The organism is Halobacillus campisalis (assembly GCF_030345335.1).
Lineage (GTDB): Bacteria > Bacillota > Bacilli > Bacillales > Halobacillaceae > Halobacillus_A > Halobacillus_A campisalis.
In genome coordinates this window covers 860,654-882,169 of the sequence record NZ_JAPVRC010000001.1, presented here as the reverse complement: position 1 = coordinate 882,169, position 21,516 = coordinate 860,654, and the positions used below count along the sequence as shown (strand labels likewise).

Sequence of the window (21,516 nt, the reverse complement as noted above, 5' to 3'; positions counted from 1 at the left end):
AGATGAAATTTCCCCTTACGCCAAGTAAGTAAGATTCCTCAGAGACGATGAGGTCAATAGGTCCGAGGTGGAAGCGTGGTGACACGTGCAGCTGACGGATACTAATCAATCGAGGACTTAACTATATCAACCTTCGTGAAAAGGTTACGTTTGTGAACATGTCCGATGTCTTATCCGGTTTTGAGGGTTCACCTCAATGAACGATGTAGTGGCGACAGCGAAGAGGTCACACCTGTTCCCATGCCGAACACAGTAGTTAAGCTCTTCAGCGCCGATGGTAGTCGGGTTTACCCCCGTGAGAGTAGGACGCTGCTACGTCAATTAGAAACCTTAGAAGCTATTGCTTCTAAGGTTTTTTTGTTTCCTATTTTCTAAAAGACAGTCTGCTAAATATCAAGTTCACATTTTTTCATAATAGAAGTTATTAAACTATTTTATAAAAAAACTCTGTTTTTATAATTAAACACGGAGTGAAGTTTTTCCGATTTCATCTTCTTGAGTAATTGTATTATACCCTTTATACTAAAAAAAAGAATGTGTGTTCGGGGTGATTAATATTCAACTGAGGAGATGGAGTTACTCTGGCAGAAAAATGGTGAGAGGGTATTTTGATGAGTTCCCCCACTCTGTCATTTATTTCAAAAGGGTAAGAAGATATTATATTATATTTAGTCTAGACTGGGATGATAGAGATCGTGTCCTTACAGAAAAGGATCGGGAAGACATGCAGTTTTTGCTGAATAAAGAGTTGGGCAGAGAAAAAGAATATTCTCAAAAAAAATCGAGAAGACCTTAGCTGTTCCGCCGTTTGTAGAGAATGCTCTGCTTTCTCTACAATTTTTTATTATTTAAATCTTTTAAATGGTTTGTAAAAAGACAGGAGATTGTCGAGAACTTTCTCGAACAATCTCCTGTCTAGCAGTATGAAGCACATAAATTTCATTTCACCCCATAGATTCAAAAGCAGCGTTGATACCTGCTACCCTGCCAGTAACCATTGCCGCGGTAATATTATAGCCGCCTGTGTAGCCGTGGATATCAAGGATTTCCCCACAGAAATATAACCGGTCCATCAATTTCGATTGCATTGTGTTTGGTATAATTTCTTTAATCGATACGCCCCCGCCTGTGACGAAAGCTTTTTCGATCGGTTGGGAATCATGAATATTCACTTTGAAATGCTTTAAGTGCAAAACAAAGTCTCTCAGCATTTGATTCGATATATTAGCTGCTTTAGTTTCATGATCTATCTTTAGGATCGATAATAGATAGTCTATCAGCCTTTCAGGAACTAAACCTTTGACTACATTCCTAAATGACTTTTTAGAATGTTCCTTCAGTTCCTGCTGCAATTTTTCTAACAGCACGTTCTCTTTTTCTTCAGGAAGACAGTCGATCTCGATAATTACGGGGCGATGTCCTTTCATAAATTCTTTAACTACATATTGAGAACATCGTAGAATCGCTGGGCCAGATAAGCCAAAGTGTGTAAACAGCATGTCCATTGTATGGGTAACAATCTTTTTGTTTTTGTGGTTGAGTACGGAAACCCCGACATCACGTAAAGAGAGACCTTGAAGTGTTTTATTTTTTATAAATGGGTCATCAGATAATAAAGGAACTTCTGTAGGGAACAATTCTGTTATTGTATGCCCCGCCTTCTTCGCCCACGCATAACCATCTCCAGTAGAGCCTGTATAAGGTACTGCTTTTCCCCCTACAGCAAGTACAATCGATTGGGTGCTAAGCTTTTCTCCTGAACTGAGTAGTACTTGATGGGATTTTTCTCCATAATGGACGGCTTTTACTGGAGTGTTCGTCCGCACTTCTACTTTCAATTCATCTAACCTGGATAGCAGGGCATTCACCACATCTTTTGCTTTATTGCTGACTGGGAACATTCTTCCGTGATCTTCTTCTTTTAAGCCTACTCCGAGGTTTTCAAAAAAATCGATAATGTCATAATTGTTAAAGACCGAAAAAGGACTGTATAAAAACCGACCGTTTCCAGGAATATGTTTGATCACTTCTTCTTCTGGGAGGCGATTCGTGACATTGCATCGTCCTCCACCCGAAATAGCCAGTTTAGTGCCCAGCTTTTTCCCTTTGTCAAGAAGGAGTGTTTTCACTCCTTGTTCAGCGGCTGCTATAGCGGCCATCAATCCAGAAGGGCCTCCTCCTATAACAATGACTTGATAATCCATTCTTTACTTCCTTTCTTTAAACACTAAAATTCCAATGTTATTTGCATTTTTATGATAAAATAGACAAAGTTGACTCTAAAAAATTGAAGGTGAATATCAAATTATGTCGAAAATACTAAAAGGTACCATGATTTTGACAGGTGCGACATTTTTGTCGAAATTCCTGGGAATGATCTATACGGTCCCGTTCGAACAGATGGTCGGACCCGAAGGCATGGAACTCTATTTCTATGCTTATACACCATACAACATTTTATTAAGTTTATCTACACTTGGAGTTCCGATGGCGGTTTCAAAATTCGTCTCCAAATATAATTCTCTTGAAGATTATCAAACTGGCCGTGATATGTTTAAGTCTGGCATGCAGCTGATGGGGATTACAGGTATTATTACATTTCTAATTATGTTTTTAACCGCAGAACCCATCGCGCGTTTCAGTTTATCGGATGAAAATACCAGCGCGTCTGTAGATGATACAGCTATGGTCATCCGTATGGTAGCTTTTGCGTTACTTATCATACCTAGTATGAGTATTATCCGAGGTTTCTTTCAGGGGAATGAGTCGATGGCGCCGACAGGAATTTCCCAGGTAGTCGAGCAGATTGTCCGGATTGTTTTCCTGCTCGTTTCCGTTTATGTAGTCCTTTATGTTTTGGAAGGAAGCCTGTCCACTGCTATAGGCTTTTCAACGTTTGCTGCATTCATAGGCGGGATCGCTTCATTGATTGTACTGATTATATATTGGAAGAAACGTAAACCTTATTTAGACAAGCAGCTGGCTGCCCAGGAATATACGTACGATCTTTCTAAGAAATCTATGTTCAAAGAGTTGATCAGTTACGCAGGGCCATTTGTTTTAGTAGGCATTGCTACACCCTTGTACCAGTTGATTGATCAGTTTACTTTTAACAAGGCTATGGCCTCTGCAGGTTTATCTGAGATTTCCGGTGCTTCTCTATCCGCTATACATGTGTTAAGCCATAAGCTAGTAATTATTCCGGTCACACTAGGTATTGGTCTTTCGCTAGCTTTATTGCCGGCGATTACAAAATCTTTTACAAAACAAAACATGAAACTGCTCAATCACCAGATCAATCAGGCATTACAAATTATCTCCCTGCTGATCTTTCCAGCAGTTGTGGGTCTCGCGGTCCTTTCTTACGAGGCGTTCGGATCCTTTTATGGCGTTGAGGATGTAGATTATTATGGCGGACTTTTGCGCTGGTATGCTCCTGTAGGATTGTTTTTTGCTTTGTATACAGTGACGGCAGCGATTTTACAAGGAATCAATCGTCAAAATTTCGCTTTAGTTAGTTTAGGTGCCGGATTATTCATTAAATTGGCTACTAACTCCTGGTTTATTGTTTTATTCGGTGCAAAAGGCTCTATCATTTCAACAGGAACTGCGGTGTTGGTAGCTGTGGTCCTTAACCTTTGGAGAATTCAAAGAGCCATTCAATTTTCATACAAAGCAGTATATAAACGAACGTTGCTGATCATGATCCTTACAGCTATTATGGCTGTCACTGTATGGATTATAAAATTGGGATTAGGCTTTGTATGGGACCCAATTGAAAATCGCTTAGCTGCATTGTTCATCTTGTTCATCAGTGCAGGTCTTGGAGGTTTGCTATACTTGTGGATGGCTTATCAAACGACATTGCTGGAAAGAATACTTGGCGGCCGAGTTAAAGTTTTAGATAAGTTTCTAAAACGAAGATAGAAAGGGGAACTGTATGAGAATTGATAAACTTCTCGCCAATATGGGTTACGGAACACGAAAAGAAGTGAAGAACCTATTAAAAAGCGGCAGTGTACGATTAAATGGCGAGCCTGAAAAAAGTCCGAAAACCCACGTTGATCCAGAAGCTGATCTTGTCACTGTTCATGGAGAGACGGTAGAGTACAGAAAGTATATTTACCTGATGCTTAATAAGCCTGGTGATTTGCTCTCCGCAACAGAAGACGCTCACGATATGACTGTCATCGATATTTTGCAACCGGAAGATAAAGTCTTTAATCCCTTTCCGGTAGGGCGCCTTGATAAAGATACAGAGGGTCTACTGCTAATTACTAATGATGGACAGCTCTCACATCGTTTAACCTCTCCTAAAAAAGATATCGGCAAAACGTACTTCGCCGATATCGAAGGAAAAGTGACCAAAGATGATATTGCAAAATTTTCTAATGGCGTAACCCTGGATGACGGGTATGTCACGAAGCCTGCAGATTTAGAAATTTTGAATGCGGGGGAGCAGTCAGAAATAGTATTGACGATAACAGAAGGTAAATTCCATCAAGTTAAGCGGATGTTCGAAGCTGTTGGAAAAGAAGTGACTTATCTGAAAAGGCTAAGTATTGGGGAACTTGAGCTTGATGATAGCTTGGAATTAGGAGAGTACAGGGAATTAGATGATGAGGAAATGGCATACTTGTTCGAAATCACGAAACTAGATCAATAAAAAACACCCAGACATGTTCTGGGTGTTCCTTTACATATTATGAGATTTTTACTTTCCTTTCTGTTGTTGTCCACTTCCCACGATTAGGACTAAACACTAGTCCATTGTATTCCAAAACGCTCAAGTCTCTTTGCATCGTCCGATCCGTAAGGCCGAATTCATCAGCTAATTGTGTAGTTGTAGACGGTCCATTGTGTTGCAGGTACAGGTACACACTTTTAATTCGAGTTAACATACGGGATGATGGATGATTCAAAAAACCACTCCTTATTCTCATTCGTAGGAATTTGTGGTGCGTGTGAATCTCTGAAGATACTATCATTTTACATGAAGATTATAAGCAGAGCCAGACTTTGTGATTGATTTAACAGATTATTCACGAAATTTACAATAATTTAAAATAGGAGGCTGCCAGTTTGCTGATATTAAGAAGACTTTTTAAAAAAATGATCAAAATCAACAATTATTTTCTGTTCATTTCAAGTGCAGTACTTGTGATCTTATCCTCTATTTTGATTGTCATCGTAGAGAAAGAAAATTTCCCGAATTATTTTGATGGCTTCTGGTGGGTCATGACTACAGTTACAACTGTTGGATATGGAGACTATTATCCGGTCACCATAGCAGGACGTTCTATTGCTATTGTATTATACGTGCTGGGTATCGGTCTTATAGGTGTAGTTATCGGAAAAATTATTGATGGATTTGCTGTATTCAGAAAAAAGAGAGTGGAGGGTGACATAGTGTACAAAGATATGAAGCATTTCATTATTATCGGCTGGTCTCAAAAAGCAAAATTTGCTATTGATGAGATTTTAGGAACGAATAAGGAAGTGGATATAGTTGTCATTGATACTTTAAAGGAAGCACCACTTTTATCTGAGAACATCCATTATATTAAAGGGGATGCCTCGGATACTGAAACACTAAAGAAAGCCAATCTAGAAAAGGCAAGGGCTGTATTGGTATTTGCAGATGACAAGCTGGGAAACGGGCAGATGATTGATGGTAAATCTTTATTGATAGCTTCTACCATCGAATCCTCGGCACCTCACGTTCATACTGTTGTGGAAGTAATGGAAGAACGACACATAAAAAACTTCCAGCATGCCCAGGTGAATGAGTTTATCGTATCTAATGAAACCATCTCTTCTCTGGCTGTTCGATCAGCATTCCGTAAAGGAGTTTCAGGGATTTTCAGTCAGCTTCTCAGTCGCTCTGTAGGCGATGATCTTTATTACGTTCCCACTCAAAAGCATTGGACTACTTTTCGTGATGCTTTTGAAGATTTATTAAAAGAAGGTGCCACATTAATTGCCGACCGCAATGATTTAAACGTAAACCGTCGTTTAGACGAAGAGCTGACAGATGAAGCCGAGTTGTACGTTATTTGCGACGATGAAACTTATAAAAAGCTGCTAAGGAAAGGAAGCTAGTGAATGTATATTGCATCGATTTCTGAGCGTTATCAAAAAGAATACGTTGAAAAGCTTTTTCCTTTACTTGAAATTCCAAGCGTGTATGAAAAAAGTTCGCAGTTTTCATATGGAAAACCAATAGATGATGCTTTAAATTATATTCTTGATCTTGGAGAGAAAGACGGTTTTATTGTGAAAAACGTAAACGGTCATGCGGGGCATATTGAATTTGGACAAGGGGAAGAAATAATCGGTATCCTTGGTCATTTAGATGTGGTGCCTGCAGGTGGTGGTTGGGAGACCGATCCGTTTAAACCGGTGTTGAAGGAAGATAAGATTTACGCACGTGGAGTCCAGGATGACAAAGGGCCGGTAATGGCTTCGTATATGGCTATGAAAATGTTAAAAGACCAAGGTTTTCTTCCTAAGAAGAAAGTCCGGCTCATCGTTGGAACTGACGAGGAAAGGGACTGGAAGGGAATCGAGCATTATTTCAAGCATGAAAAGATGCCTGAATTCGGCTTTTCTCCAGACGCTTCATTTCCCGTCATTCATGCTGAAAAAGGGTTGATTGATGCTTACATCAACTTTCCTGCAGCTCACGAACATACAGATTATATTCATTCTTTTACAAGTGGCGATCGATTGAATATGGTTCCTGATGAGGCGAAAGCCGTCTTGCACTTATCCAGTGATGTTAGCTCTAAGTACAACAACTTTTTAAAGGATAAAGCTGTGACAGGAGATTTTTTTGTAGAAGGGTCTTTTATTCATTTGACATTGAATGGAGAAGCGGCTCATGCGAGCACACCGGAAAAAGGGTTAAATGCAGCTCTTTACCTTTTAGAGTTTCTCTTAGAAGCCGGTTTGAACAAAAAACATCAAGCTGCGGTGCAACAGCTGGTCGCTTCATTCCGTTCTGTAACTGGCGAGGGAATTGACTGTGCAATTCATGATGAGCCTTCAGGTGCATTAACATGTAATCTCGGATCTGTACACTGGGTGAACGGCAAGAAGTGTGAAGCAGGTGTTAATATCCGTTACCCTGTAACATATGAGTCTGATCATGTTATAGGGAAACTCCAACTACTCGCAAGTAAAGAGGGGGCAGAACTTATCATTCATGACCACATACAAGCACTATATATTGAAAAAGAACATCCTAATGTCCAAACATTGCTGAAAGTTTATAATAATGTGACTGGCGAGAGCGCGGATCCGTTATCAATGGGAGGAGCTACATATGCACGGTCATTGGATTCCGGGGTAGCCTTTGGTGCTCTTTTTAAAGACAGTCCTGACTTTGCCCACCAAAAAAATGAACATGTAAGAATGGAAGATATGAAAAAAGCGATGTTAATCTATGCTCGCTCCATATACGAGTTAACTAAATAATTGTGATAGCAGAAAGGTACATTATAATGAAAGAAGTTGCGCCTGATAAAACATATCGATATATCCAAACCTTTTACTTTTTTACATTTTTTGCTTTTGGCTCTCTTTTCCCCCTCCTCTCTGTTTTCTTGGAGGAAGAAAAAGGGCTGACCCATACACAGATCGGTCTTGTGATCGCTGCACTTCCCATAATCACTATTTTCATACAACCGATCTGGGGGATGCTCAGTGATTATACGAGGAAACCAAGAATCCTTTTGATGATCGCTGCATCTATTGCTGCAGTTCTAGGGTTATTTTATCCTATACTGCAGATCTTTCCCGTCTTACTGGCGGGGATCGCAGTGATTGCTATTTTTCAATCAGGGATTGTACCTTTGTCTGATAGTTTGAGCTTAGCTTTTGTTCAGAAAAACGGAAAAGAATACGGGAATATTAGGCTGTGGGGAGCTGTAGGGTTTGCAGTGGCTGTATTCGTTTTAGGAAGAGTGACAGAGTCGACAGAATCATTAAGTTGGATTTTTTATTTCTTTTCTATCGCTCTCCTCTTCTCATTTATTGTACTTTTTCGCTTTCCTAAGAGTGCTGATGAAGTAACTGTATCCTTTCGTTCTGGAATGAACACATTAATAAAGCAGAAACCCTTTTTGTTATTTTTAGTTTCTAATTTTCTAATATTCGGGCCAATTTTAGCTAACAATTATTACTTCGGCACTTTTATATTAGCTGTCGGAGGGACGTTGGCGGGAATTGGAGTAGCTTTTTTATTAGCAGCTGGCAGCGAGGCACCGTTTATGAAGTTTTCACAATCAGTAATAGACCGATTAGGGGTCATCCAGGTAATTTTGATAGGAAGTACTGTTTCTGCGGCTAGATGGCTTCTTTATTTTTTTGATCCGTCGACTACGGTGGTTTATGTTACTACTATTGCTCAAGGTATATCTGTGGGTCTTTATATTCCTGCAGCTCTGATCCTCGTGCGTGAACTGGCTCCAAAAGAGGTGAGGGCTACTGCTGTAGGGCTTTACTCAGCGGTCGGCAATGGAATTGGAAATGCATTCTTTACCTTTATAGGAGGAGTCCTGATTGATGTGTGGAATGTGAATGGCATGTATGGCTTCTTTTCGTTCATGTCATTTATCGGTATATTATTGATATTATTAGTCCGTAAATGGACAAGTAAAGAAGTAAAGGAGTTCGCTACATGACTTCCCATTATTTTATAGGGATTCCACTCTCTAATGAGTTGAAATTAAAGATGGAAGAATGGCAGGCAGCTTTGAACAAACATATGGACTACAAAGTTTGGACGCATCCCGAGGATTTTCACATCACTCTGAAATTTCTAGGGGCATGTAGTCTTGAAGAAGTGGAGGAATGGGTGAAACAACTGGATGCTGAAAATTGGCCGAGCGCTTTCCGAGTGAGGATTGGCCCGGCAGGATGTTTCGGAGATAAAAAGAAACCTAGAGTTTTCTTTGCTGAAGTGTCTTTAAACAATCCTCTAATGAAAATGAAGGAAAAAGTAGAACAAATTGCAAGTTTGGTTGGTTCACCCCCTGATAAAAGAAAGTATGCACCTCATGTCACACTTGCTAAGAAGCATACCGCAGGCGTTTCTCCTATTTTCAATAAAGAAAACATCATGATTGATTCATATGTTATGACTATAAACAAATTTTATATGTATAAAATACACCCTCAGCGAGAAGCAAAGTATGAATGTATCAGTGAAATAAGGTTAAGGGGAGGAATGGAGGATGGCTCAGCTCATTAAATTGTTTGATTACATTTCCAGGTATGAAACTGATATGTATCAGTATCCCTCTAAATATATTCGTCTTAAACAGAACAACTGGGTGAAGATGAAAGAATTATGGGAGAAGGGCGAATTTAAAACTACTGAAAATGAGCCTGAAGAGCAGGATGAGAGAAAGAAGTCAAAGTGGTCATGGCGGTTTAAAAGAAATAAACCGGCGATAAGCGAAGACTATACTGAGGAAGAGGGATGGATACCTGAGAATGAACAAAATTTAAAACAATATTTTCTGGATGAACTATTTCCCTTCCAAATCAAATGGGCCAGTACGACGATTTTCAAAAAATCATTCATTGATCAGAACCTGCTAAAAGACAGCCATTTAAAACTATTGCTCCAGCGTCTTCCCGATCACTATTTTGTCATGTATAAGCCCGTAGTCGAATTAAAGAATGCTCCAATGGAAGCCGAAATCCTCCTCATCGGTCCCTATGAAATCGAAATTGTTAAAGTTATCGAGGAAAAAGCTGATCGACTGCACTCCGATGCTCATAACCAATGGTACATAGAGAGTGAGGAAGTACAGAGTAGATATAAAAATCCTCTGCTTGGATTGAAAAGGACCGAAACCTTTTTGAGAAGTGTAATAAAAAAATATGGCCTTTCGTGCACATTCAAACACGTACTGCTTGCTCCATATTCAACTATAACAGCCGTCCGGGAACCTTATTTGACGACTTTCGTAGACGAACATTCACTGGAGGCGTGGCTGCAACAAAAGAGGAAGCTGACCACACCATTAAAGCATGATCAGCTCCGGGCAGCGGAAAAGCTTCTTCAACACACAAAAACTGTTGCTATGAAAAGGCCCGAATGGGACGTGGACCCTGAAGAAACCTTATGAGGTGATAATAGCTTCTTTTTCAGGAATTTCCTTAGGACGACCTAAGTAATAACCTTGACCAAAATCAATCCCTGCAGATTGGAGCCAACTCCATTCTTCTTCTTTTTCAATTCCTTCAGCCAGCACCTTGATGCCGAGGTGGTTCGCCCGTCCAACCACTTCATTTAAAAATGATTGATGCTTTTCATTAATATGACAATCCTTAATGTAAGCTCGGTCTACTTTTACAAAGTCAGGCTTTAGCAATGTCAACATTTCGATTGTACTGTAACCAGAGCCAACATCATCTAAAGCTACTTTCATACCAGATGCTTTATATGTATCAAAGATAGACTTCAAGTGAGCGACGTCTGTAATTTTTTCCGTTTCCACTACTTCAAAAACTATGTCCGCAGGGTCGACATTGAATTCTTCTACTATTTGAAACGTGTGCTTTAAACAGAATTCAGGAACATAAATCGTTGAAGGCAGGAAGTTGATGAAGACCTTTTTGCCTTTTTCTATATATTTAGATTTCGCTTTCACTGCTGCTCGACGAGCTTTTTGGTCTAACATCGAATGAAGACCTGACTGATGGGCAAATGAAAATAGCTGACCAGGATTTACTTCCTGACTGGAGGTTCTCAATAAAGATTCGTAACCGAAAATTTCATTAGTAGTGACCTCGATAATGGGCTGTAAGTGGGCTGTGAAATCTTCCTTGTGAATTATGGCAGCTAAATCTGGATGTTTTAACCTTTCGTATAAGTTCCCTAAGGAGATTGGAAAAGACTGCGAGCTTTCTTTGTTGAGTATATGTACCCAATCATTATTTTTCATAGAGTTATTGCCCATAGCTTCCAATAACTCAGCCAGGGTTTGATAATCGTAAATGAGAGCCTCCTCGTCTTCATGACTGACAGGCAGCCGAAAAACTTCCTGAGGAGCATTTTTGTTGACTACTACAGCTCCGTTTTCAGGTAAAAGTACTGACGTTCCACAAAATTGACAATCTGCACCCAAACTAATTCCTCCCTTTTTTTAATAGTCTAATAATATAATACCATATTTGTATAATAATATGATCTGTGAAATAGGAGAATTGACTTATGTATATCGTCTTAACAAATCCAAAAGCTGGAAATGGGAAAGCTTTAAAGGTTTATGACTCCATTCAGAAAGATCCCAGGTTCAAGAGGCATAAATGTCGGTCATTCCATACGGAATACGAAGGACATGCGGAATTACTAATACAATCGATTGCATCGATACACTATCAGGTTATTAAGGCTGTCATTGTAATAGGTGGAGATGGAACTATTCATGAAGTTATAAATGGTCTTAGTAAACACCATGAAATCCCGATTGCCTTGATTCCAGCTGGTTCAGGAAACGATTTTTCAAGAGGGGTAGGAATTCAGAAACAAGGGTTGGAGCTGTTTCGCCACATTATGGATCATCCCGATCGGGTGTCCATCTATCCTGGTTTAATAATAGAACATGGAGGGGAAGGTCATACGGGAAAGTACTTTTTTAACAGTACAGGGGCAGGTTTGGATGGTGAGGTTGTTCATATATCGAATGATCCAATTTTCAGAGCTAAATTAAAAAAATTTCGACTCGATTCACTACATTACGTTGTGGCATTGGTCAAAGTTTTAAAACGATATTACCCCATAGCTGTTGAAATAGAAATTGATGGAAAGAAAGTCAAATACAAACGCATTACTTTAGTTACGGTTACAAATCATCCTTTTTTTGGAAAAGGAATGAAAATAGCCCCTAATGCGGATATATATAGTCCTTCTTTTTCAGTTATTATTATACAGCCTTTGGCAAAATGGAAAATCCTTTTGCTTTTTTTATCGGTATTCTTAGGAAAACATACAGCACTAAAAGAGGTTCATGAAGTAACAGGCCGCTCGATTACTTTGAAAGTGAAGGAACAAGGGGTCTTCCAGGTCGACGGTCAAACGCTTAAGTACAAAGAATGTAAGATCGAGAAATCACAACATCCGCGCACGATTTTGATAGGTTAGAAATGTTTTGCTTGAAAGGTTGTTGTTATTTGAGTTACTCTATGGGAAGGTGTTTTATCGAACGGTGTAGTATTGGCTACAGATTTGTAGGAAAATGCGTTATACTTATTTATAAAAAAACGTGAGCCCCTCACAGAGAGATTTGAGGAATTGAAGGTGAATTGGTTGGAGCATATACTAGGTCAAAATTGGACAATTACTCCTGCAGGAGGTTCTACAGGAGAAGCATATTACGCTCAAAATGAAGGGAAACGTCTATTCTTGAAGCGTAACTCTTCACCATTTCTTGCCGTTCTTTCTGCTGAAGGCATTGTACCTAAGCTCGTTTGGACCAAAAGGCTGGAGAATGGAGACGTAATTACTGCTCAAGAGTGGCTTGAAGGCAGAGAACTTACTACTGAAGAAATGCAGCATCCAAGAGTGGCCTCTTTATTGAGTAAGATCCATCATTCCAGTGAACTATTAGACATGCTGATGAGGCTGGGCAAACACCCGCTGACTCCAGAAGAAATTTTACTGGATATTAAAGAAAATCAAAAGTTGTTAGAGCACATAAACGTTCGCTTTGAAGTGCATCATGCAGTTAAATATCTAGAGAAAAACGTAATGCATGTCGCACACGATCATCACGTTGTATGTCATTGTGATACGAACCATAATAACTGGCTGCTGTCTTCTGATCAAAAGCTTTATTTAATTGATTGGGATAATGCCATGGTTGCAGATCCTGCTTTAGATTTGGGGATGCTGTTACACACCTATATACCTAAGGGAAGCTGGGATAGTTGGATGAAGCAATATGGTGTAACAGCTGATGATCACTTATTCGAGCGAATGAAATGGTATGCCGTTTCTCAATCCCTGTCCTTTATCCAATGGCATATGATGCGCGGTGAACATGTTGAAGCAGACCGAAGGATTCAAAAGTTATACGATATGATGACACGTCATAAAATCAATATATAAAAAATGCGTTGCCGATATAATCAGCAACGCATTTTTTAATCCACTTCTTAGCCTTATGAGAAAGTAGCATATTTTACTTTTTTCTCTCGGACTTCCGAACTGAGTTTTTCATTTAATTTTTCAAATGGATATATAAACACCGCATAACCTGCAAATAGGACAGAGAAAACGGCTACTACACTTACATCAATTGTTTGACGGAAAAGATTCATAAATTTACAACTCACTCCTAAAATGATTAGTTTATGATTGCACAGGATTAATCTTAAACCAGAAAGCGCTTACAACCCAACACCCGATTTTCGTTATATTCATCATCTATCTCTTACCTCAAGGGGTCATAGTATGTAAAACTGATGAATGGTTATATATAAGCAAATATAAGGCCGAATGCATCCATATCCTTCATATTTTATAAAAACTTTTAACAACTAAGGTTTCATGATAAGATTTACAAGGTGAAAAAGGAGGACGAGTACATGCGTTTACGTCATAAACCATGGGCAGACGATTACATGAAGGAGAATAATCATGTAGTTGTTCAAAAGCCATTTGATTTTAAAGGGAATTGGCAGGCCAATTTTAAAAATGAACAGCCATTACATTTAGAGATCGGTTCTGGAAAGGGCCAGTTTATAGCAGGAATGGGGAAACAACATCCAGAATATAATTTTATCGGACTAGAACGGGTGAAAAGTGTAATTGTAGGTGCTTTGAGAAAAGTACTGGATGCTGAAACGGACAATGTTCGTTTAATAAATGAAGACGCAGCAGATTTACGTGATTTGTTCGGTACAAGCGAAATAGATCATATCTATTTGAATTTTTCAGACCCTTGGCCTAAAACGAGGCATGAAAAACGCAGACTGACATTTTCAGCATTTTTGGAACAGTATGAAGACGTATTGAAAGATGAAGGAAAGCTGACTTTGAAAACAGATAATCGAGGTTTGTTTGAATACTCGCTTGCCAGCTTCTCTCAATACGGAATGATTATTGAAGAAGTGAATTTGGACTTACATGCAGTAGAGGACCCTTTGAACGTACCGACAGAATATGAAGAGAAATTTGCAGCAAAGGGTCAGCCAATTTATAGATGTAAAGTAAGATTCAAGTCCTGATAACGCTTACAATCATCTGTTGTGTTGTGCTAAACTATGAACATAACACGGAGGTGGATAAGTTATGGAAAGTATGAAAATAGATCGTGCGAAGCTCACCTGGCTGAATGGCGGGGTGACCCACTTGGATGGGGGAGCTATGTTTGGTGTAGTACCGAGAGCCTTATGGAGCAAAAAGTATCCTGTCAACGAGAAAAACCAAATTGAACTTCGGACTGATCCAATCCTTCTGCAAATCGATGGTTTGAACATTCTGATCGATTCAGGTATAGGTAATGAAAAAGTGACCGATAAACAAAGAAGGAATTTCGGTATTAAAGAAGAATCCAATGTGGCAAGTGATCTCTCTGATTTAAACTTGTCTCTTGAAGATATCAACATCGTTTGTATGACCCATCTTCACTTTGATCATGCCTGCGGATTGACTGCCTGGAAAAACGGTGAGCTCGCTCCGACTTTTCCGAATGCCAAGATTTTTGTACAGTCTGTAGAATGGAATGAAATGAAACATCCTAATATTCGTTCTGCGAACACGTATTGGGAGGATAATTGGAAGCCAATCGAGACAAATGTACATACCTATGATAACGAAGTGGAAATCACTAAAGGGTTGAAGATGGTTCACACGAGCGGTCACAGTGATGGCCATGCAATCATTTTGTTTGAAGGAGAGGAAGAATCGTTCATTCACATGGCGGACATCATGCCGACCCATGCTCATCAGAATCCACTTTGGGCGTTAGCTTTCGATGACTATCCAGTGACTTCTGTGCACGAAAAACAAAAGTGGATGGCTTATGGGTATGAAAATAGCGCATGGTATACTTTTTACCACGATGCGATTTATAGAGCAATAAAATATAATGCAGAAGGTCAAGTAGTTGACCGTATAAATAAAGCTCCATCCGTTTATAATAAATAAAACGATCCCCCGTCTGATTTAAAGGACGGGGGATCGTTATTTTTCGCATGACGTTTACGCGGTTTGTTCAGTTACATCGATGATTGTACCTGTTTCGGAATCAATGAAGAATTCAAATTGTGAGGTTTCTCCATCTTGATTCTTAGAAATGCCTCCACGGTAAACATCATAATTAATACCATTTTTGTTTAACTCTTCAGGCTTCATGTAGATCCAAGATCCACTGATCGGACCTTGTTTCTTAAAAGCTTCTTTGGCAATTTTTAGAGCTTTTTCAGGAGTGACGCCTTGTTTGTTAGCTACTTGTTCTTTTACGACATAGCCTGCGAGTGCTCCAACACCTGCAGCTATTGCAACCTTTTTCCAATTCATAGTTCACTCACCTCTAATCAGTATACTATCTATCAGTATACTAGAATTACCGTTTAAAGGGAAATTAAAACCTAAAATCTCTATTGTAGAAAACGCGGCTATTTTTCGATAAACTATAAGAAGATGGAAAAAAGGAGATGTACATAAATGAATGAAGTAACCAAAGACCTTTTTAAAACGCTTACAGAACTGCCTGGAGCTCCAGGTAATGAACATGTTGTGAGAAAATTTATGAAACAGGAGTTAGAGAAATACTCAGATGAAACGATTCAGGATGGACTAGGCGGAGTGTTTGGCGTTAGAAAAGGCAAGGGCCCTAAAGTGATGGTGGCCGGTCATATGGATGAAGTAGGTTTTATGGTGACACAAATTACGAAAAATGGAATGCTGCGATTCCAGACGTTAGGTGGATGGTGGAGTCAAGTCCTTCTTGCCCAACGCGTCCAGGTCATTACCGATAAAGGTCCGGTGGTAGGTGTTATCGGATCGATTCCGCCGCATAACCTTACACCCGAGCAGCGAAAAAAACCTATGGAAATAAAAAACATGCTTATTGATATCGGAGCGGATAATAGAGAAGATGCAAAACTGATCGGAATTAAGCCAGGTCAGCAAATTGTTCCTGTCTGCCCATTCACACCAATGGCCAACGAGAAAAAAATTCTAGCCAAAGCGTGGGATAATAGATATGGCTGCGGTTTGGCCATTGAATTAATGAAAGAGCTGAAAGACGAGCGGATCTCTAATCAATTATATTCTGGAGCCACTGTGCAGGAAGAAGTAGGATTGCGAGGAGCGCAGGCTGCTTCACAGATGATAGATCCAGATATTTTTTACGCGTTAGATGCTTCTCCCGCCAATGATATGAGCGGTGATGATAAAGAATTCGGACAGCTTGGAAAAGGAGCCTTGCTGCGGATTCTGGATAAGTCTATGGTCACACATCGCGGGATGAGAGACTTTATTTTAGACACGGCAGAAACACATGACATCCCTTATCAATACTTTATTTCTCAAGGAGGTACAGATGCGGGTAGAGTGCATATTACGAACGACGGAGTCCCTTCAGCTGTTGTAGGTATTTGCTCAAGATATATCCATACTTCCTCCTCAATTATTCATGTTGATGATTATGCAGCTGCTAAAGAGCTGATTGTACGCTTAGTGAAGTCCACTGATCAGAATACAGTAGATTATATCAAATCGAAAGTTTGATAAGATGCCGCACATGGCTGATATCGTGTGCGGCTTTGTGTTATGATAAACAAACAAAAAAATCAATGCATCCTTTATGATTTTAAATCAAGAAAATGGGTAGAGGCAGGTGGATGGCTAGTGAAGGTATATATAGGTTCATTGAATCCAACGAAAGTTGAGGCAGTCAAGGAAGTTTTCTTTCAAGATGATGTGACAGGTGTAGAGGTGGAATCGAAAGTTGCAGCTCAGCCTTTTTCTGATGAAGAAACCCTTGAAGGAGCGGTCAATCGTGCACGAGAATGTGCTTATATGAAAAAAAGCGAAATCGGCATCGGACTCGAAGGGGGAGTTATGGAAATTGACGGGGACCTATTCTTATGTAATTGGGGTGCCCTTGTCGATAGAAAAGAAAATATGTATCGAGCCAGTGGAGCAAGAATACCGCTGCCGGAAGAAATACAAAAAGGATTAGAAACGGGCCGTGAACTAGGTGAACTGATGGACGTATACGCAAAGAAAGCGAATGTCAGTAAAGATGAAGGAGCTATCGGTGTTTTTACCAAAGGTCAAATAAAAAGAGCGGAAATGTTTTCTCATGTCGTCAAGCTATTAAAAGGGCAGTGGGAGCATGATAACCAGAACTAGGAAAGGTTGTTTCCAAACCACGTTTATGGTTTTTACGGTAAAGAACCCCTTTATTTCGTAATCGAGTCTTCAACTGTCGTGATAATTATGAAAAAACTATGATAAAAAATCCTTTATATAAAAAAATCGCTCCGCTCGTTTTAATGTAAGCCATTCAACTTTACATTAAACGAAAAGGAGCGATTTTTTATGGGTGAATTTTAACTGTTTTCATCTAGAATATCGTATTTTTACATAAAAAGGCTTTGTGTATATCCCCCATCTGCAGTCATTCGTATACATATCCAAGCACATCAAGAGCCTGGTCGATCGTTTCAACAGTGACTGTTGCTTGGTTGGATAATTCTTTTAAAGGATGAATCAATGATTCCGGCCGAATGAGAATAATTGGTTTGCCCGCTTGGATGGCCAATCCAGCATCCATAGCTGTATTCCATTGTTTATAGCTTTCACCAAAGAAAGCTATGAATGCATCAGATTTTTCGAGTAAAAGTTTAGTTCTGAAGTTATTAATGGACGAAGCTGCGTCATCGGTCATGAATTTATTAGGCTGTTCCCCTAATATATCAACTCCCACTTGATCGGAACGATCATGATTCTCTTGAGGTCCTACAAAATTCAAAGGAAGATTTCGCTTTTCAGCCGCTTTTTTAACTTCATTTCTCCAGTCATCATGTATCTGACCTGCCAGATAAATAGTCAATTCCATATTGATAGCCTCCTCTAAATATTCTTAGTTCAGTATGTTCATAATTTAGTAAATCTGTCCAATCATTTACATTTAGGTTTGTCTAATTATAGCGTTACACCCCTGGTAAGAGGTTAATTAGAGAAGGGAATAATCCCTCATGATGAAAGTCTGCCTTTATCAGTATTATTTTAACCTTCTGTCGTAACCTTTGCGTTTATAAACTCTTCTTCTATTAATTCTTCATGAGTAAAATCATTTATTTTCAATCTCCTTTAAACATTTTCTACTCCATCTGCAGATTATTGAACTTTAACGATTTGTTTATTTATACCCCTTACAAGTCTAAAAATGCGATGAAATGCTTCTTTAGTATCAAATACAGCTTTACTTCCTAAGTTTTCTGTAGAAGGGTCCTCAAGAAAGCTTTGTTCCGCTATTATCATTTCAAGAAGCTGAATTTCCAAGGTTGGCACTCAGCCGATTCCATAAGGTCTGTTGATTTACCATTCGATTCATTAATGCACTTCATCATCCCTTAATTTTCTGTGAAGCCGAGTAATTCAAAGCTGCTTACGTGAGATTCAAGTTCTTTCTCATTACCTCTAGCTCTATCGGAAATTTGGTTGAATAGACTTGTAATTTCATGATGTTCATTGAAAGATTCATTATATGTATTTGCTGATTCTATAACTTTTTATATGGATGCAGTTGTTTGTTCACAATGTTCTTCACTCGGTTCGTAAAAAAGTTTTGTTGGTCTCAGACATTAAATATTTCAAGGCTTCACTTGCAGCCACGGCTTCTTGCACATTTTTACTTTTCTTAGCCACGTCGACTTGCCCATTAAAAAAATAGACTGAAAAACTGATAAGAACTAGAATACTGACTAAAGGTAAGGTGACTATAAAGTGTATTCGATTCTTAATGGTTTCAATAGATACCCCCCAGTAAATGGTGTTTTTAAAAGTTAAGTGCATCTAAAGATCTACTATAAAAGCGGAATTAAAATTAAATAAGTCTAAGGAACGGCAAGATTTATCATTGAAACGCAACTAGTGTATTTACACATGTAAAACTATAATGTAATATGTATACGTCGATAAGGAGGAGAGGTTACGCTATGAGAAGATTTTTAGAAAGAAAAGGAGTACATATTTCCGTACATGCATATTTCATAACTGCGCTTAGTTATATGGCCTTAGGTTTGTTTTCATCTTTGATTATAGGGTTAATTATCGAAACCATCGGAAACCAGACGAATTTAGATCACTTAAAAGAGATGGGCGAATTCGCGATGGATACTAAAATATGGGGCGGGGCGATCGGTGTAGCGATTGCTTATGGGTTGAAAGCTCCTCCGCTCGTCATTTTTGCTGCATTATTCAGTGGCGCTTTCGGTGCGGAATTGGGAGGTCCTGCAGGAAGTTATGTGTCGGCATTAATTGCAACAGAATTCGGAAAAATCATCAGTAAAGAAACGAAAATTGATATCATCCTTACGCCTTTTACAACCATAGTCATTGGTTTTATAGTAGGGTCATTTATCGGGCCTCCTATTAACAGCTTCATGACAGGATTGGGTGAAATTATCAATTGGGCCACTTTTCAACAGCCATTCATTATGGGAGTCATTGTAGCTGTTTTGATGGGACTTGCATTGACAGCTCCAATATCAAGTTTAGCCATAGCATTTATGCTTTCAATAGATGGCATAGCTGCCGGCGCAGCGACAGTAGGCTGTGCGGCACAAATGATCGGGTTCGCAACGATCAGCTACCGGGATAATGGGATTGGAGGCGCCATCGCTCAAGGCATTGGAACTTCTATGCTTCAAGTTGCGAACGTTGTTAGAAAACCGATCATCCTTATTCCTCCTACTGCGGCTGGTGCGATCCTCGCTCCTTTTGCAAGCGTATGGCTTCAGTTAGAAAATAACGCGCCTGGAGCTGGAATGGGGACAAGTGGTCTAGTTGGTCAGATTATGACTTTTGAAACCCTTGGTTTTTCTATGGAAGTAGCGCTGGCTATATTATTCCTTCATTTCATCGGTCCAGCTGTTATTAGTTTTCTTATTGCCTTATGGTTCAGAAATAAAGGGTGGATTCAACCTGGAGACATGAAAATTGATTATGAATAAAGTTGTGCTAAAATAGCAGGCGGAGGTGATTCCATGATTACTTTAGAAACAGATGGCCAATTAAAAGAATTGATTAACGAGAAGAAAACAGTGCTGCTATTTTCGGCACAATGGTGTCCGGATTGCCGGGTTATTGAGCCGATCCTTCCAGAAGTTGAAGGTAAATTCAGCGATTGGACATTTGTATATGTAGATCGAGATCAGTTCATTCACATATGTGCGGAAAATGATATATTCGGAATACCGAGTTTTCTGGCTTTCGACGAAGGTGAAGAAGTAGGGCGGTTTGTAAGTAAAGAAGCAAAAACACAAAAAGAAATAGAAGATTTTATGAATAGCATTAATCTGTAACAAGCTGTGGAACCGCAGCTTGTTTTCTTGTTTCTAATATAAAACACGCTTACTTTTAGTCTCTGTCTTGAAGATGTGCTAAAATAGACAGCGGAATAAACTTCTTCCATTTATAAAGGAGGAACATCAGCAATGAAAATGACTAGTATCAAAATGAAAAAAATGCTTGAGGATCGTCTTCAAAACGATGAATGGAAAACAATCTTCAACCGTGATAAAGATACCTTCCGTATCGAATGGAAGGAATCAGGTAAAGGAATAACGATTACGCTTCCTAACGTAGTAGCTAAATATGAAAATCGCGGTGAACCTGCTTTGGACGAATTGGAAGACCACGTTCAGGAAGCGCTGCGCATTATGAACGAAACTCACCAATTGACTGGCAAAGAGAAAAACATAATCCCTGTCATTCGAGCGGGTTCCTTTCCTACTGAAACAGAGGACGGTAAAAAGCTTGTTCATACGGAGCATACTGCAGAAACAAGAGTTTATTACGCGTTAGATTTAGGTAAGTCTTATCAACTGATTGACGAAAAAATGGTTGAAAAAGAGAACTGGTCCATAGAACGTATGAAGGAAATTGCGAGTTTTAATGTGCGTTCTCTTCCTGTAGATATGAAGAAAGATACGGTGTATGGCAACGATTTTTATTTCCATTCGACTCAAGATGGGTATGACGCCAGCCGAATATTAAACGAAGTACTTCTTGAAAAGCTTAAAGCTGAGTGTGAGGGAGAACTTGCGGTCAGCATTCCTCATCAAGATGTTATTATCTTTGCGGATATCAAAAACCCTGAAGGCTACGATATTTTAGCTCAAATGGCAATGAAGTTTTTTGCGGAGGGTACCGTGCCGGTCACTTCTTTATCCTTCTTATATGAAGACAAAACGTTAGAACCTATATTTATACTTGCTCAGAAAAAACCAAAGGAAAAAGGAAAGGAAGATTAAGAA

At 39.3% G+C, this 21,516-nt stretch carries 24 protein-coding genes and 2 rRNA genes; 19 read left to right on the top strand and 7 right to left on the bottom strand.

The genetic code is table 11. From position 1 onward, the window contains the following. From O2Q26_RS04395 to O2Q26_RS19150, 3 genes are all read left to right on the top strand, one after another. Positions 1 to 125, top strand: a 23S ribosomal RNA gene (locus O2Q26_RS04395); the annotation flags it as partial. A gap of 79 nt (positions 126 to 204) precedes the next feature. Beyond that, a 5S ribosomal RNA gene (gene rrf / locus O2Q26_RS04390) occupies positions 205 to 318 on the top strand. A gap of 220 nt (positions 319 to 538) precedes the next feature. Then, positions 539 to 796 (top strand): protein YuzH, encoded by a 258-nt coding sequence (locus tag O2Q26_RS19150; RefSeq protein WP_491624958.1) that lies wholly within the window; start codon positions 539 to 541, stop codon positions 794 to 796. A gap of 148 nt (positions 797 to 944) precedes the next feature. Here O2Q26_RS19150 and O2Q26_RS04385 read toward each other — a convergent pair whose 3' ends face one another. Then, a complete protein-coding gene (locus O2Q26_RS04385) occupies positions 945 to 2,204 on the bottom strand; it encodes a BaiN/RdsA family NAD(P)/FAD-dependent oxidoreductase (RefSeq protein ID WP_289214715.1) in 1,260 nt (419 codons plus the stop codon). 103 nt (positions 2,205 to 2,307) lie between these two features. Here O2Q26_RS04385 and O2Q26_RS04380 point away from each other — a divergent pair, with 103 nt between their 5' ends. Beyond that, a complete protein-coding gene (locus O2Q26_RS04380) occupies positions 2,308 to 3,927 on the top strand; it encodes a putative polysaccharide biosynthesis protein (protein WP_289214714.1) in 1,620 nt (539 codons plus the stop codon). Between the two features lie 13 nt (positions 3,928 to 3,940). Continuing rightward, entirely contained in the window at positions 3,941 to 4,666 is a 726-nt protein-coding gene (locus O2Q26_RS04375) for a pseudouridine synthase (protein WP_289214713.1), read from the top strand. A 37-nt stretch (positions 4,667 to 4,703) separates the two neighbouring features. Here the strand turns inward: O2Q26_RS04375 and O2Q26_RS04370 are convergent, their stop codons facing one another. Continuing rightward, on the bottom strand, positions 4,704 to 4,943 hold the full coding sequence (locus O2Q26_RS04370; protein WP_390216302.1) for a DeoR family transcriptional regulator: 240 nt from the start codon (positions 4,941 to 4,943) through the stop codon (positions 4,704 to 4,706). Positions 4,944 to 5,082: 139 nt separating this feature from the next. Between O2Q26_RS04370 and O2Q26_RS04365 the strand changes: the two genes are divergently transcribed. From O2Q26_RS04365 to O2Q26_RS04345, 5 genes are read left to right on the top strand one after another with little or no spacing between them, the layout of a single operon-like run. Beyond that, entirely contained in the window at positions 5,083 to 6,102 is a 1,020-nt protein-coding gene (locus O2Q26_RS04365) for a potassium channel family protein (RefSeq protein ID WP_289214711.1), read from the top strand. Positions 6,103 to 6,105: 3 nt separating this feature from the next. After that, on the top strand, positions 6,106 to 7,479 hold the full coding sequence (pepV, locus tag O2Q26_RS04360) for a dipeptidase PepV (RefSeq protein ID WP_289214710.1): 1,374 nt from the start codon (positions 6,106 to 6,108) through the stop codon (positions 7,477 to 7,479). Positions 7,480 to 7,505: 26 nt separating this feature from the next. Then, complete coding sequence (locus O2Q26_RS04355; protein ID WP_289214709.1) at positions 7,506 to 8,687, top strand: MFS transporter; 1,182 nt, start codon at positions 7,506 to 7,508, stop codon at positions 8,685 to 8,687. Further along, positions 8,684 to 9,256 (top strand): RNA 2',3'-cyclic phosphodiesterase, encoded by a 573-nt coding sequence (thpR, locus tag O2Q26_RS04350; protein WP_289214708.1) that lies wholly within the window; start codon positions 8,684 to 8,686, stop codon positions 9,254 to 9,256. Before O2Q26_RS04355 ends, thpR begins: the two co-directional genes overlap by 4 nt. After that, the gene (locus O2Q26_RS04345; RefSeq protein ID WP_289214707.1) at positions 9,240 to 10,142 is read left to right on the top strand and encodes a nuclease-related domain-containing protein; all 903 of its coding nucleotides are present in this window, start codon (positions 9,240 to 9,242) and stop codon (positions 10,140 to 10,142) included. Before thpR ends, O2Q26_RS04345 begins: the two co-directional genes overlap by 17 nt. Here the strand turns inward: O2Q26_RS04345 and O2Q26_RS04340 are convergent. Further along, positions 10,137 to 11,144: an EAL domain-containing protein gene (locus O2Q26_RS04340; RefSeq protein WP_289214706.1), complete on the bottom strand. Its 1,008-nt coding sequence runs from the start codon at positions 11,142 to 11,144 to the stop codon at positions 10,137 to 10,139. The two genes, O2Q26_RS04345 and O2Q26_RS04340, sit on opposite strands and share 6 nt — an antisense overlap. Positions 11,145 to 11,230: 86 nt before the next feature. On the opposite strand from O2Q26_RS04340, the gene O2Q26_RS04335 reads away from it, so the two are divergent. Next, entirely contained in the window at positions 11,231 to 12,160 is a 930-nt protein-coding gene (locus O2Q26_RS04335) for a diacylglycerol/lipid kinase family protein (RefSeq protein ID WP_289214705.1), read from the top strand. 150 nt (positions 12,161 to 12,310) lie between these two features. Next, positions 12,311 to 13,126: a phosphotransferase family protein gene (locus tag O2Q26_RS04330; RefSeq protein ID WP_289214704.1), complete on the top strand. Its 816-nt coding sequence runs from the start codon at positions 12,311 to 12,313 to the stop codon at positions 13,124 to 13,126. Between the two features lie 53 nt (positions 13,127 to 13,179). Here O2Q26_RS04330 and O2Q26_RS04325 read toward each other — a convergent pair whose 3' ends face one another. Then, on the bottom strand, positions 13,180 to 13,338 hold the full coding sequence (locus O2Q26_RS04325) for a hypothetical protein (protein ID WP_253937079.1): 159 nt from the start codon (positions 13,336 to 13,338) through the stop codon (positions 13,180 to 13,182). Between the two features lie 267 nt (positions 13,339 to 13,605). Between O2Q26_RS04325 and trmB the strand changes: the two genes are divergently transcribed. Then, positions 13,606 to 14,247 (top strand): tRNA (guanosine(46)-N7)-methyltransferase TrmB, encoded by a 642-nt coding sequence (gene trmB / locus O2Q26_RS04320; protein WP_289214703.1) that lies wholly within the window; start codon positions 13,606 to 13,608, stop codon positions 14,245 to 14,247. A 64-nt stretch (positions 14,248 to 14,311) separates the two neighbouring features. Next, positions 14,312 to 15,169, top strand: coding sequence for a YtnP family quorum-quenching lactonase (locus O2Q26_RS04315; RefSeq protein ID WP_289214702.1), 858 nt, complete (start codon positions 14,312 to 14,314; stop codon positions 15,167 to 15,169). Positions 15,170 to 15,223: 54 nt separating this feature from the next. Here the strand turns inward: O2Q26_RS04315 and O2Q26_RS04310 are convergent, their stop codons facing one another. After that, on the bottom strand, positions 15,224 to 15,541 hold the full coding sequence (locus O2Q26_RS04310; RefSeq protein ID WP_253937082.1) for a PepSY domain-containing protein: 318 nt from the start codon (positions 15,539 to 15,541) through the stop codon (positions 15,224 to 15,226). 147 nt (positions 15,542 to 15,688) lie between these two features. On the opposite strand from O2Q26_RS04310, the gene O2Q26_RS04305 reads away from it, so the two are divergent. Continuing rightward, complete coding sequence (locus O2Q26_RS04305) at positions 15,689 to 16,756, top strand: M42 family metallopeptidase (RefSeq protein WP_289214701.1); 1,068 nt, start codon at positions 15,689 to 15,691, stop codon at positions 16,754 to 16,756. 120 nt (positions 16,757 to 16,876) lie between these two features. Continuing rightward, positions 16,877 to 17,383: a DUF84 family protein gene (locus O2Q26_RS04300; RefSeq protein WP_289214700.1), complete on the top strand. Its 507-nt coding sequence runs from the start codon at positions 16,877 to 16,879 to the stop codon at positions 17,381 to 17,383. 268 nt (positions 17,384 to 17,651) lie between these two features. Here the strand turns inward: O2Q26_RS04300 and O2Q26_RS04295 are convergent, their stop codons facing one another. Beyond that, positions 17,652 to 18,092, bottom strand: a complete 441-nt coding sequence (locus O2Q26_RS04295; RefSeq protein ID WP_289214699.1) for a YtoQ family protein — start codon at positions 18,090 to 18,092, stop codon at positions 17,652 to 17,654. 710 nt (positions 18,093 to 18,802) lie between these two features. Next, positions 18,803 to 19,051: a hypothetical protein gene (locus O2Q26_RS04290; protein ID WP_289214698.1), complete on the bottom strand. Its 249-nt coding sequence runs from the start codon at positions 19,049 to 19,051 to the stop codon at positions 18,803 to 18,805. 143 nt (positions 19,052 to 19,194) lie between these two features. On the opposite strand from O2Q26_RS04290, the gene O2Q26_RS04285 reads away from it, so the two are divergent. The 3 genes from O2Q26_RS04285 (at position 19,195) to O2Q26_RS04275 (ending at position 21,513) form a co-directional block, all read left to right on the top strand. Then, positions 19,195 to 20,211, top strand: a complete 1,017-nt coding sequence (locus O2Q26_RS04285) for a PTS sugar transporter subunit IIC (protein WP_289214697.1) — start codon at positions 19,195 to 19,197, stop codon at positions 20,209 to 20,211. Between the two features lie 33 nt (positions 20,212 to 20,244). Next, on the top strand, positions 20,245 to 20,562 hold the full coding sequence (locus tag O2Q26_RS04280; RefSeq protein WP_289214696.1) for a thioredoxin family protein: 318 nt from the start codon (positions 20,245 to 20,247) through the stop codon (positions 20,560 to 20,562). A gap of 132 nt (positions 20,563 to 20,694) precedes the next feature. Further along, entirely contained in the window at positions 20,695 to 21,513 is an 819-nt protein-coding gene (locus O2Q26_RS04275; RefSeq protein ID WP_253937088.1) for a DUF1444 domain-containing protein, read from the top strand. Positions 21,514 to 21,516 lie beyond the last annotated feature (3 nt).